General features: G+C 49.8%; 15 protein-coding genes. All 15 read left to right on the top strand.

The window, feature by feature from the left end; all coding sequences use genetic code 11:
• Window positions 1-100 precede the first annotated feature (100 nt).
• Window positions 101-1,261, top strand: a complete 1,161-nt coding sequence (locus BRW83_RS07930) for a tail fiber protein (RefSeq protein ID WP_050757704.1) — start codon at window positions 101-103, stop codon at window positions 1,259-1,261.
• A 655-nt stretch (window positions 1,262-1,916) separates the two neighbouring features.
• A complete protein-coding gene (locus BRW83_RS07925) occupies window positions 1,917-2,966 on the top strand; it encodes a phage major capsid protein (protein WP_005880256.1) in 1,050 nt (349 codons plus the stop codon).
• A 70-nt stretch (window positions 2,967-3,036) separates the two neighbouring features.
• On the top strand, window positions 3,037-3,366 hold the full coding sequence (locus tag BRW83_RS07920; protein WP_231284472.1) for a hypothetical protein: 330 nt from the start codon (window positions 3,037-3,039) through the stop codon (window positions 3,364-3,366).
• 33 nt (window positions 3,367-3,399) lie between these two features.
• Complete coding sequence (locus BRW83_RS07915; RefSeq protein ID WP_005880260.1) at window positions 3,400-4,842, top strand: phage tail protein; 1,443 nt, start codon at window positions 3,400-3,402, stop codon at window positions 4,840-4,842.
• Window positions 4,839-5,390: a DUF4376 domain-containing protein gene (locus BRW83_RS07910; protein WP_005880262.1), complete on the top strand. Its 552-nt coding sequence runs from the start codon at window positions 4,839-4,841 to the stop codon at window positions 5,388-5,390. Before BRW83_RS07915 ends, BRW83_RS07910 begins: the two co-directional genes overlap by 4 nt.
• A complete protein-coding gene (locus tag BRW83_RS07905; protein ID WP_145815033.1) occupies window positions 5,390-6,811 on the top strand; it encodes a phage tail protein in 1,422 nt (473 codons plus the stop codon). Before BRW83_RS07910 ends, BRW83_RS07905 begins: the two co-directional genes overlap by 1 nt.
• A 3-nt stretch (window positions 6,812-6,814) precedes the next feature.
• Complete coding sequence (locus BRW83_RS07900; protein WP_005880264.1) at window positions 6,815-7,345, top strand: DUF4376 domain-containing protein; 531 nt, start codon at window positions 6,815-6,817, stop codon at window positions 7,343-7,345.
• Window positions 7,329-7,580: a hypothetical protein gene (locus BRW83_RS07895; protein ID WP_036602764.1), complete on the top strand. Its 252-nt coding sequence runs from the start codon at window positions 7,329-7,331 to the stop codon at window positions 7,578-7,580. Before BRW83_RS07900 ends, BRW83_RS07895 begins: the two co-directional genes overlap by 17 nt.
• On the top strand, window positions 7,573-7,770 hold the full coding sequence (locus tag BRW83_RS07890) for a hypothetical protein (protein ID WP_005880265.1): 198 nt from the start codon (window positions 7,573-7,575) through the stop codon (window positions 7,768-7,770). The genes BRW83_RS07895 and BRW83_RS07890 overlap by 8 nt, the downstream gene beginning before the upstream one ends.
• Window positions 7,767-8,468: a phage adaptor protein gene (locus tag BRW83_RS07885; protein WP_005880266.1), complete on the top strand. Its 702-nt coding sequence runs from the start codon at window positions 7,767-7,769 to the stop codon at window positions 8,466-8,468. Before BRW83_RS07890 ends, BRW83_RS07885 begins: the two co-directional genes overlap by 4 nt.
• A gap of 3 nt (window positions 8,469-8,471) precedes the next feature.
• Window positions 8,472-9,908 carry a hypothetical protein gene (locus tag BRW83_RS07880; RefSeq protein WP_005880267.1) on the top strand — a complete coding sequence of 479 codons (1,437 nt, stop codon included), beginning with the start codon at window positions 8,472-8,474 and terminating at the stop codon, window positions 9,906-9,908.
• Window positions 9,905-10,327 (top strand): hypothetical protein, encoded by a 423-nt coding sequence (locus BRW83_RS07875; protein WP_005880268.1) that lies wholly within the window; start codon window positions 9,905-9,907, stop codon window positions 10,325-10,327. Before BRW83_RS07880 ends, BRW83_RS07875 begins: the two co-directional genes overlap by 4 nt.
• A gap of 14 nt (window positions 10,328-10,341) precedes the next feature.
• Window positions 10,342-11,265 (top strand): hypothetical protein, encoded by a 924-nt coding sequence (locus tag BRW83_RS07870; RefSeq protein ID WP_005880269.1) that lies wholly within the window; start codon window positions 10,342-10,344, stop codon window positions 11,263-11,265.
• 19 nt (window positions 11,266-11,284) lie between these two features.
• Complete coding sequence (locus tag BRW83_RS07865) at window positions 11,285-11,890, top strand: hypothetical protein (protein ID WP_145814946.1); 606 nt, start codon at window positions 11,285-11,287, stop codon at window positions 11,888-11,890.
• Window positions 11,891-12,048: 158 nt separating this feature from the next.
• Window positions 12,049-12,444 (top strand): hypothetical protein, encoded by a 396-nt coding sequence (locus tag BRW83_RS07860; protein WP_005880271.1) that lies wholly within the window; start codon window positions 12,049-12,051, stop codon window positions 12,442-12,444.
• Window positions 12,445-12,640 lie beyond the last annotated feature (196 nt).

Genomic DNA, 12,640 nt, shown 5'->3' with positions numbered 1-12,640 from the left:
AAAAACCGTCATAAACTGTGTGCGACGGGCGCTTTTGCGCCCTTTTTTTGTTTTCAGACCTCTCCTTTGTCGGGGAGGTCTTTTTTTATGGAGAAACGATATGACGAAATTACCGCAGAAGGATCTTCTGTCCGGCTCGAAAACACCACGGACAACGACGGGAGAGATGAAAAACGCCTTGGGCAAATTGAGGGATTTTCTCTCGGAACTTTTTGGCGAGGACAGCTCTGACAAGGAGGCGGTCAGAAAGACATTGGGAATTGATTTGACAGAATTGACTAATAAAATAGAAGCAAAAGCTGATCAGCAAACGATTCAAACGGCTATTCAAAACAAGGCTGACAAGACAGAACTGGAAAACAGGACGGCTGAACTGGAGCAGGAAATCGCTAAAAGAGGGGCTCCGGCAGGAACGATTGAATATTTTGCGACGGCTATGCCACCGGCTGGCTATCTTATAGCCAATGGGGCTGAAGTGGAACGGGGTACTTACCCGGATTTGTTTGAAGCTATCGGAACGATATTCGGTGAGGGCGATGGCGAAACCACGTTTAATTTGCCTGACCTCATTGGCAGATTCCCGCAGGGCAGTCTGACTCCGGGCCAGAAGATACTTGCGGGCTTGCCGAATATTGAAGGAAAACACTCGGTGGCTGTATGGGCATATGTAAATCTGAATCCGTCCGGGTGTTTTCATCAAGGTTCAGTCTATTCCCAGAAGATTGAAGGGGGGACCGGGACTTATCAGAGTTTGCCTGATATGTCATTTGATGCATCCCGTTCAAATTCGATATATGGCGCTTCCAATACTGTCCAGCCGCCGGCCCTGACACTTTTGCCATGTATTAAAGTTTTCGATGCCGTATCGAATCCGGGACTGATCGATGTGACCGAACTGGCAAATGAAGTCGAGGGGAAACTTGACAAAACCATGAACGGGAAGCCTGTGCGGTATGTAACAGACGCTTATTGTGACGGAAGAACTGGTGGCTGGAGAAAATGGTCTGACGGATTGCTTGAGCAGTGGGGGGAGTTGACTACCAATACTTCTGCTATTGCCAATGGCGTGTTTTATATCCCCTTTTCGAATCCGGATTATTATTTGTCTGTCACAAGCGGAATAACGGCAAATACGACGGCTAACTGGTATATGCAAATCAAATATGGGAGTGAAACGGCAATCGGTTTTACTGCCCTGGGATCTATTACCGGTTATGTGCTCGGTTTCAGGTGGTATGCCTGTGGACAGGGATTTGAATAATGCACTCAAGTCGGCTTCAACAGGTCAATCACAAAACCGGTAATGTCGAAACAGCTTTGACTTCTGGTCATGAATATTGCCGATTTTCCTGATTATTCCCGGGTAAATTCCTGTCAAAGATGAAATTTATGCCTCATTTTTTTGTTGCTTTTCTGCAAATGTCAGGGGTTGACAGAAGAATTTTTCGACAAAGAGATCGAGGCAACCGAAGAAATCGGAATTTCCAAAGTTAAAAATATGGTTTAAGTTTCATTTTTAGTTAAATGATTTTAAATGGTTTTATTGATATGTTTGTTTTTTCGAAAAATGGCATGTGAAGAAATGTGACACAAATGTCCGGAGCGGGTTGATTCCCGTTTTACAATATAACTGTGCTATGAAACACGATTGCACAATTCGGTTGTTTTGAGGCAGACAGGTTTTATCGCAGTCATGTCGGGGTCGCGTTCCGGCGGCCTGTCTGTTTTGAGATACCAAAACACATCGTAATTTGTCGCCGTACCGCCGGGGGTCGCGTCCCGGTAGCGCAGGAAATGGTTTTGAAGTCGCTGTAGCCAGTGTCGCGTCTGGCAAAAGACTGTTTCATTTATCAGGGGTTGCGTCCTGTGCCGGTGTGAAAGACTTGTTTTTTAATCTTTCATATTAGGAGCGACAGATGCCAGTAACATCTTCCGATTTAGAAAATCTTGGTAAATCCTCTCTCGACGATTATTTGCGTAATACTGCCGTCGATCAGATTTCTACCGATACCCCGCTGCTCAAAAAGCTGATGGAAAAAAAGAAAAAGCTTGTGGGCGCGAAACAGAACGTGACGGTCAATATCCGTAAATCCCTGGATTCCAATTTTGCATGGGCTTATGGCGAAGCGCCTGTGTCGTTCAACAAGCGCAATACGCTGGAACATGCCGCTTTTCCATGGCGTCGTGCCGTGGACGGTTTTTACATCGCCCACGATACGCTGTTTGCCAATGGCATTCGTGTAAAAGAAGGCCAAAGCGGCCAACACAAACTGGAAGAAAATGAACGTGTCCAGTTGTGCAATCTGCTTGATGAGCAGACCCAGGCTTTCCGTACCGGTTTTATGGAAAAGCTGTCTATGGAATTGCATCGTGACGGCACGGCCAATGCCGATGCGATTACGGGTCTGGACGCACTGGTTTCCCTGACACCTGCAACAGGTGTGGTTGGCGGCATTGACCGTTCGACTGCGACGTACTGGCGCAATAATGTCAAGACGGCTATTGCTTCCACGACGGCCGGTACACTGGCCACTGCCATGGAAGGCGAATGGCGCAAGTGTATCCGTAATGGCGGCAGTCCTGACTTCATTTTAGCCGGTTCCGCGTTTATCGATGCGTATCGTCAGTATGGCGTGACGGTGACGAATAACGCCAATGCGGGTTCGATCAAGCGAGTTGACGCCGGTATCGGTTCGGGTACCTCGACCGGGCTGTTCTTCAAGGGCGTTGAAATTATCTGGGACCCTCAGTTCGAGACGCTGGATGCGATCGAATCGCCGTCGATTCCATGGGAAAAACGCTGCTATTTCATTAATACCAAGCATATGGAATTGCATGACGACGATATGGATGTGGTCACTCCGACCCGTCCTTACAACATTCTGGCTTTGTACCAGATGGTCAATGTCCGTATGGCGGTGGTGATGAAGCGTGCGAACGCCCATTCCGTTCTGACAATCGCCTAAAGGGCTTTGCAACACCGGTACCGGTTTATCCGGTACCGGTATTCATTCCGTTTTTTTATTGAGGAAAATTATGACTCCATTGTATGAAATCCTGATCCGACGTGACGCTCACACCATTACCCCTGTTACGGTTCCGGATTATGAAGTGCCCTTGATCCAGGAATTGTTCGGTACGGAAAATGTCCAGAATGCCGACAAGGTTCGTGCCGATGAAGCCGGTATCGGTTCGCCGATCGGTTCTTTCAAGGCCAGTGACGACGAGTACGAACGTTTTTGTGTGAAGTACGGCGTTGAACTGGTCGAGATGGTTTACGGCAAGAAGGGTTCGAAAGCGCTTGAAAAAGCGATGGGTGAAACAAAAGCGAAACCGTCTGCCAAGGGAAAACCGGCGGCTGTTTGACTGTCCGTATTTTAGTCAGTTTGGAGGTCAATTATGGCACAGCCACCGGCATATAACCGCGAAAAGAATTTTACCCTGAACAGCGGCAGGGAGACGGATCATTCCGCATTGAATGCGGAGCTGGACCGGGCATCGAATTCGATCAACGATATCCGGACGAATCTGGCGATTCTACAGGCAGACGACGGGAAGTTGCGTCCGGCAGTGGTGACGGCGGATTCGATCAGTGAGGAATTGCGGGTATCGCTGGTCGAAGGCGTCGTCATGGATGCCCAGTCGATGCTGGACAGATCGCTTGCGGCGGCGGATGCGTCATCGGCTTTTGCGGAGGCGTCATCGGTTTCGGCGAAGGCGGCAAAAGCAAGTGAAGAAAAGGCTTTGGAAAGTTCATCGATGGCCGGCAATTCGGCGAAAGAAGCGGCCGATAGCGCGAAAGCGATTGCTTTGGCAATCAATTCGGACTGGGATGCAACAGAAGGGGCAGCCGAAATCCTGAACAAACCGGCATTGTCGGCCGTTGCCCTGTCAGGGAACTATGAGGATTTGTCTGGCAAGCCTGATAATCTGGCAACGGATGACGATATAGCCGTGTTGCAGGAAGAAATCGCCAAAAAAGGGGTTCCTGTCGGCACCATCGAATACTTTGCGACAAGTACACCACCCGCAGGCTACCTCAAAGCCGACGGCGCGGCTGTAGGCAGGGAAACCTATCCTGATTTGTTTGCCGCCATCGGGACGGCATTCGGCGAGGGAGATGGATCGACCACGTTCAACCTGCCAGACCTGATCGGCCGGTTTGCGCAGGGGAGTGATGTACCCGGGCAGAAGCTTGAGGCGGGGTTGCCGAACGCGATTGGCAAACTTAGCGGTTTTTTTGGTTTTACTCCGGTTTATAAAAGCGGAGCTTTATCGACAACTGGCTCCGCTGGCGTGCAGTTTGAAACAATAGGAGTTGCCGGGGGAGCGTCATCGAACAAAATTATAAATCTTGATTTATCAGAAAGTAATCCTATTTACGGCGCATCCGACACCGTCCAGCCTCCAGCCTTGACCCTGCTGCCCTGCATCAAAGCCTTCGACGCTGCTACCGATCCCGGCCTGATCGACATCACGGAACTGGCGCAGGAAATGGCGGATAAAACAGACAAGATGACGGCTGCCAATGCAGCGATGCCGTCTGACAGATATGTTGACTTGACGCTTCCGGTATCTTTAAGCACGATCACCGCGCCAGCGGACGGATACATTTTCTTTGAAAAGATAACAACGGCAGCAAATCAATATGTCGCACTCTATGTGAATGCGCCAGATAGCTCAGCTATGTATGGTGCGAATAACGATCTCCCTGCCGCAAACGCTTATCCCTTCGTTTTAATCCCGGTGAAAAAAGGAGCTGTTGTTACCGTCGAGTATAACGCGGCCGGAACGTACACTAGATTTCGCTTTATTTACGCCAACGGGAGTGTTCAACAATGAGATACGGAATAGTCGAAAACCATAAATTTGTCTTGATCGACGAAAACCTGAAACGGCTGAAAAACACCCTGCCGTTCATGCCACAGTATTCCGTCGACATGGTCGAAACATACCCTGATGACGAGGTGGAACAGGGATTTGACGGCAACTGGTACGAAAAAGGCCATGCGCCGCAAAAACCGCTGGAAGAAGCCAGAGCCGCAAAGCTGACGGAACTGAACACCGCATTTACCTCTGCATCCGAAACCGCTCACTGCATGTCGTCTGCCGGTTTCGAGATCAATGCCGATGAAACGGCGAACCGTAATATTTCCAGTCTGATTATTGCACTGGAAGCGAGTACTCATAAAAGCGTCCGGTTTTGCGCTTACGACAACAGTTTTCATGATGTAACACTTGCCCAATTGAAAACCATGCAATTGGAAATCATTGCTAATGCACAAGCAATTTATGCGAGGAAGTGGGTATTGCGCGAGCTGATCAATGTCGCAGAAACGGTTGAATCTCTGAATGCGATTGTGATTGATTTTGATTTGGGAGAAGAATGATGGCACAACCTCCTTCTTATAACAGGGAAAAGAATTTTGCCGACGATTTTGGTAATGAAACGGATCATTCCGCATTGAATGCGGAGCTGGACCGGGCATCGAATTCGATCAACGATATCCGGACGAATCTTGCGATTCTACAGGCAGACGACGGGAAGTTGCGTCCGGCAGTGGTGACGGCGGATTCGATCAGTGAGGAATTGCGGGTATCGCTGGTCGAAGGAGTCGTGATGGATGCACAGTCGATGCTGGACAAATCGCTTGTGGCGGCGAATGCGTCATCCGCTTCTGCGCAGGAAGCAAAGCTCAGTGAAGAAAGGGCAGTGGACAGTTCGGTCAAAGCGGTGAATTCAGCAAAAGAAGCGGCCGAGAGCGCGAAAGCGCTGTCCCTGGCGATCAATGCCGACTGGAATGCCACTGTCGGGCCGGCGAAAATCCTGAACAGGCCGGATTTGTCGGTGGTGGCGACGTCCGGTTGTTACGATGATCTGACTGGCAAACCGGATAATCTGGCAACGGATGACGATATAGCCGTGTTGCAGGAAGAGATCGCGAAAAAAGGGGTTCCTGTCGGGACAGTCGAATACTTTGCGACAACTACACCACCCGCAGGCTACCTCAAAGCCGACGGTGCGGCTGTAGGCAGGGAAACCTATCCTGATTTGTATGCCGCTATCGGTACAACGTTCGGCGAGGGAGATGGATCGACCACGTTCAACCTGCCGGATCTGATCGACCGGTTTGCGCAGGGGAGCGACACGCCGGGTCAAAAACTTGAAGCAGGGTTGCCGAATATTTCCGGAACGCTTCCATCTGTCAAATTTGGTGTCGTTTTGGGCAGTGCATCCGGAGCATTTAATAGCCAAAGTGGAGCTTCAAGTGAGCTGCTTGCTTCAGGCGGTTCGGGAAAAAGAGTAAATACAGATTTTGTCGCATCGCGTTCCAATCCCATCTACGGCGCATCTGAAACTGTCCAGCCACCTGCCTTGACCTTGCTTCCCTGTATCAAGGCTTTCGACGCCGCGATCAATCCCGGTCTGATCGACATCACCGAATTGGCGAACGATGTGGCAGATCTGTCCGCAAACAAACTCGATAAGACGATCAATGGCGCAGCCGTTAAATACGTTATAGAAACGTATAACGACGGGGCGAACTGGTACCGGAAATGGTCGGATGGCTGGCTGGAACAAGGTGGGATAAGACTAAAAACAACTAATTATCCTGTCGAAGATTTTACATTAATTGTGCCATTCAAAAATGTTAATTATTACGCACTTTGCAGCTATTGTTCAGACACGCTACTCGATAGCAATATCGGACATGTAAGCGCGTATCAATTAAGTAATACAGTTATCAGATTGATAAGAGCATTGCTAAATTCTGCGGTGCTTTGGTATGCCTGCGGCCAGGGAGAATAAATCATGATGATCGGAAAACAAATTCAACAGCCGGTACAAAGCTGGAACGAATATACAAAAACAGTTCTCTGGTGCAATGACAACAAGGCCATGATCGAAGACAAGTGCGACTGGTACGAAGTTGTCGCTTTGCCGGAAGAGACGCTGGATGAAGCCGGAGCGGCGAAGCTGGCAGAACTGAATACCGCATTTCCCCCCGTTTCTGAAACGGCTCACTGCATGTCTTCTGCCGGTTTCGAGATCAATGCCGACGAGATAGCGAACAGGAATATTGAAGGACTGGTTCTGGTTCTTAACGAAGGAGAAAGCACCTTATTCCGAGACTGGGACAACCGCTTCCATGAAGTGAAGAAAGAGCAGCTGGAGACGATGAGAAAAGAAATTGTCGTCAATTCACAGCGGCTGTATCAGACCAAATGGCAGATTGAAGCTGGTATCGAGGCAGCGGAAACAGTGGACGAACTGGATGCGATCGACATCGTGTTTGAAACGCTTGCACAGACTGAAGGAGAAGGCAATGGGACGACGGTTTAGCCAGATTCCGATTGCGTTCGATCAGCTCGTCAATACGCTTTTCGGTGGCTGGGCGGATGAAACGATATCAAGTGCGGCATGGCGCAAGCGCAATGAAGGCAATGGCTGGCGGTTTTTGCGTTGCGTAATCGACTGTATTTTTTTCTGGCAACCTGATCATTGCAAGACGGCTTTTGAGTCTGAACTGGAAAGAAAACATTTTCCGCAGGAGCTGAAGGGAGATTGCCATGAATGAATCGACGGTGACATTTTGGCAGACGATGACGTTTGTGCAAATCCTTCTGAAGGCAAAGATTATGGGGCTGAAAGCCAGGATGAAAATGACGCTGATGCAGTTGCAGGCCATGTTGGCCGGACGCAGTGTGTCTGATGGATTCTGGAAAGTCCACCGCTGGAAAGCGGGTTCGGTAAAGGGAGGTAAATGATGAACGGTTTGATTCAGAGATACAGGACGCTGGGGGAGTTGCTGGCGGAACTGAAGGCGCGGCTGGGTTTTGTGGCTCAGGGCCCGGCTTCGAACAACAATAATCCGGTCATGATTTCGTTTTTGCAGGAAGCGCATGATTATGTTTATGACCAGTTGAATCCGATACCGATGCGCAAGAAAACGGTTATTACACTGGAACAGGGATCGTTCCTTTACGACTGGCATAACGACGCAGAGGATGAGGATATCGATCCGGGGCTCGTTATGTCGGTCTGGATTGTCGACGGGGACTCACGGACGCAGCTGGTTCAGGGTATTTCGGAAGCGGATCGTGAGGACAACAGCCGGTCGGTTCCGGTGAAGTATGAAACGCTGAACGGGCAGATTGAGTTGTGGCCGGTTCCGGACCGTGCTTATGGTTTGATGGTGGAATATATTGCCTCGAAACCGCGTTTTGCCCAGTCGGCCGACCGTCCCGGTGTTTCCGACAGGCTCATCCTTTTGTACGCGATCGCCAATGCCAAGGCACATTTCCGTCATCCGGATTCGCAATCGGTTGCCGTGCTTTTCAATACGAAGCTCCGGCTGGAAAAGATCAAACAGCATGAGAACCGCCGTTTTTTCCTGAACGGGCATTATCAGAAGAGCAGGACGGTGACGGGTTCGGATGGCGATTACCGGTTGTCGGCGGGGTGATTCATGGCAACGATTACGTTTGACAAGTTCGATCTGGGGATCGATTTGCGCAAGGCGGCGTCGGTGTCCGATGCCAATCGTTTGCGCGAGATGAAAAATGCGTATGTCACGACCGGGCTGGCAACGGCGAAACGGCCGGGGCTGACGAAGATTGCCAGGCTGGAGCCGGGAACGAAGGGTCTGGCGGCGGCTCTTGGCAAGTTGCATACGTTTTATGGCGGGGTGGAAGATATCGAACATGCCGATCCGCTTTTTCATGCCTGCAAGCTGGTTTGCGGTGAAGAGGTGACGGATGACGAAAACAGCGAGACGTCTTATGCACCTGTGTATAAGGAAGTGTCGGATGTCCACTATGTGGACGTGTTCAACGGGTATTTGTATGTGTCTGCGCAGCATGGCGATGTGTGTCGTCATCATTTTTTGAATGAGGCTGAAGTCAGCCAGATAACGGATTCGAATTGTCCGCATACACGTTCGGTCATCAAGACGGCGTCGAAGATATTCGGCATTTCTCCTGACGGCTCGACTGTCCGCTATTCCAAGACGGGAGATCCGACGGTCTGGACGGAAACGGATGATGCCGGTTTCCTGCCGACGGGCCTGAATGCACTGGGCAACCGGGAAGCCAAAGCGCTCGGGCTGTATCGCAACAAGCTGGTTGTATTGATGCGTGACGGGGCACAGGTATGGTATGCCGATCCGGACCCGACGGCCATGTGTCTGGAAGAAACGGTCGAAAACGTCGGGACGTCTTTTCCGCAGTCGCTGGCAACGGTCGCCGGTGACTTGTACTTCCTGTCGGATTTCGGTTTCCGGTCGATCACGACGCAACAGCTGGTTTCAAGACTGGACGATCTGGATATCGGTTCGCCTGTCGATACGCTGGTACGTCCCGTTTTGCAGGATGTGAAGGGGGCGCCCAAGGCGGTTTATTTTTACGGGACAGGCCAGTATCTCTGTGCAATCGATCGCCAGATGTTCGTTTATTCGGTGTCGCGTACCTCGCGGATCGCGGCCTGGAGCCGGTATGACCTGCCTGTGACGGTCGATGCGATGGATGAATTGAACGGGGTGCTTTACATCCGGAGCGGTGACGATGTGTACAAACTGGATGAAGAGGCGCATACGGATGACGGACAGGAGTATGAGGTCGTTCTCGAATTGCCGTATATGAACTTCAAAACCCCCGGGATACTGAAGCGGGTTTATGGCGTCGATCTGGTCATGCAGGGGGAATGTTATTTCTCGATGGGCTTCGATGTCCGCAACCACGAGGCGGTCACCGATGAGGTGAGGGTGGTCGGCAATACCTATGGGGGTGGACTGATTCCGCTGGAAGTGGCCGGGACCGAATTTTCACCCCGGTTCAGGAATGTGACGAACCAGCCTTTCCAGCTGGATGCCCTGACGATTTATTACGAACCGCTGGGTGTTTTATGAGGTCGTATTTCTATCTGGATCCCGAAGAGCTGGAGAGGGACTGGGAAAAAATCGAGCCCATTCTCGGGTCGGTCGTTTCCCGCGCGGTTCATGGTGAATTCGATTGCAGCGATCTCAAGGCGATGGCGCAATCGAAACGGATTGTTATCGGGGCGTTTTTTGACGACGACGGCGTCATTTTGCTGGCCTTTGCTTTCGAGTTCAGGTTTTATCCGAAGAAAACGGCGGTCAATATTCTGGCGCTGGGAGGAAAGCGGATGGACGCGGTTTTTTCAGAATTTCTGGACCAGTTCAGGGACTGGGCGGCAGCAGCCGGAGCGGACTTTCTGGAAGCGTCCTGCAGCAGGGGCATGTCGAGAATGCTGGCGAAATACGGTTATGTCGATACATATCGGCAATTAAGGCTGAATTTAAGATAAGAGGAGGGAAATGGATGATATTTTCCAAACACAACGGGTATTCTCCGGATGGACGGCGCTTGTGCCATAAAGGGGGAGATGGCGGTGCTTCCGCCATGCGACGGCAGGAAGAGGAACGTCAGGCAAGGATCAACGCGGCTATCAAGACTATCAATGATATTTTCGATCCGCCAGAGTACAAGCAGGGCACCAATGCGGCGAGCGAATTCGATCCTGACAAGACTTACTACAATAAGGATGGGTCGGTTTTTGACGGGAGAAAGAAATTCAATGTCAATTCCAGCTCGGGAAATGCCTTCAACCAGATTGTTGGCAATATTGTCGATCAGGTTGGTCAGACTAGTGGGTCGGCATCTGCATGGGACATGGACAAAATCAACAAGGCCATTGCCAACAGGGAACTTTTTACCGGTGTTGAAACGGTCAAGCCTGAAAACAAGCGTGAAAAACTGTATGACGAACAGCGGCAGGCGGTTTATGACATCAATGCGAAGGATGTAAACCGCCAGTATGGGGATGCGGAAAAAGCCAATCGTTTCGGTTTGGCCCGCAATGGTTTGATGGGCGGTTCCGCTGATGTCGATTCCAATGCACGCTTGCAGGAAATGACCAATGAGGGACTGGTCAAGGCCGGCGGTATCGCCGATAACGCTTCGTCGGCATTGCGTACAGCGGATGAAAGCGCCAGACAGAGCCTGATTGCCATGGCGCAGTCGGGTATCGATACCGGTACGGCGCAACAGATGGCCCAGCAGCAGCTGGAGTCCACCTCGCAAAGGGCGCAGGGAGAACGTTCCGGAGCGTCGATCGGGAACCTTTTCGGCGGTCTTTCGCAGGCTTATCTCCGCGGTAACACCAACCAGAACACTACCCAGAATGTGGTGAACAACGGGTATAACGGCGGCAATTCCGTCCGGAAAACCTATAGCGGAAGTTAAACGGAAGATGGAGAATAATATGTGGGGAGCAATAATTGCGCTTGTTGCATCAGCGGCGCTGGAGCAGATCAATTCGAACGTGGTGCAAAACAGGCAAAGCCGCGAGGTTGGAAATGCCATGAGACGCCAGCGGGAATACCAGCGGCAGGCGGAAAAAATCGCGATGGACAATGCGGACGATTTTCAGCAGGATACCCGTGCCGACAGGCAAAACGAGATCAAACAGCAATTGACCGAGCAGTATTACAAGCCGGTGGAGGCCACGCAGACCGCCAATGCCAGCAATGCAACGGTACAGGGGAATGTCTCGTCCGATTACCAGCAGGCAAAGGCGGCGTCTGACACCAATCAGCTGAAGGCGGCGAAGGATTTTGCCGGCCTGTATGGACAGCAGGAAAGTGCCTATCGGCTGCGACAGAACGAGGGTCTGAAAATGGCGGACAATGCCAATCAGATCGCACGCATCAACAATTTCTCCAGAGGAATGGACAATGTCGACCAGTATGCGATCAGGCAGGCTGCCAGGCCGGATGGGGCATTGAGTTTCGGCTCGCAGGTTCTGGGAATGATCGGTTCATCGATGATAAAAGGTCAGGGTAAACCAGGTAATGTTGGATTTACCTGATTTTTCCACTGAAAAAACCGGCATATTATATTTGCCGGTTTTTTTTAATTCTTAATTAAATTTTTCAATTAAATTATGATATGGAAAATAATAGAATTTAAAAAAGGGAGATTATATTTTACTTTTATAAATAAAATATCCGGAGAGTTTACATAACGATGAAAAAGATTACGATTCTATTAATGGCGTTGTCATTTTTTTTGAATGCCTGTTCATTACCAACAACCAAAGGTTATGAAAATATACTTGATACGTGGTTGGGAGGAACGGAAGACAATCTTATTTCAAAATGGGGAGTACCGTCTCATGTATATGAAAGTGGGACAAAAAAATATCTGACTTATTATAAAAGCCGCTCTTTTTATACTCCGGGAGTAGCACCATATTACCAGACAACGTACAATCAGTGGACGGGAACGGCCTATACAAGCCAGTACGGAGGTTCTGCCGGTTATAAGGTCAATTATTATTGTGAAACGACTTTCACTGTCGTGAATGGAGTGATTACAGACTGGAGATGGCAAGGTAATAGTTGCAGGGCTCATGAAGAATAAGAAAAGTGTTAATTACCCCCTTTAAGCCGGCTATAATTATTAAATGTAATTTTCTTTATTTTGAATTGCTGGATTTATTGATATAAAATTGGTGATTTTCGTTTTTGTTTTCCCTGTTTTTCATATCCGGACAGAATGATTCAAGCAGTGTTCAGGATATGAAATAATAAATTTTTCTTATTTCTATTTTCGCCAT

The sequence above is a fragment of the Oxalobacter formigenes genome (assembly GCF_002127965.1).
GTDB classification, from domain to species: Bacteria; Pseudomonadota; Gammaproteobacteria; order Burkholderiales; family Burkholderiaceae_D; genus Oxalobacter; species Oxalobacter formigenes.
This window is presented reverse-complemented; position numbering and strand designations above follow the sequence as displayed.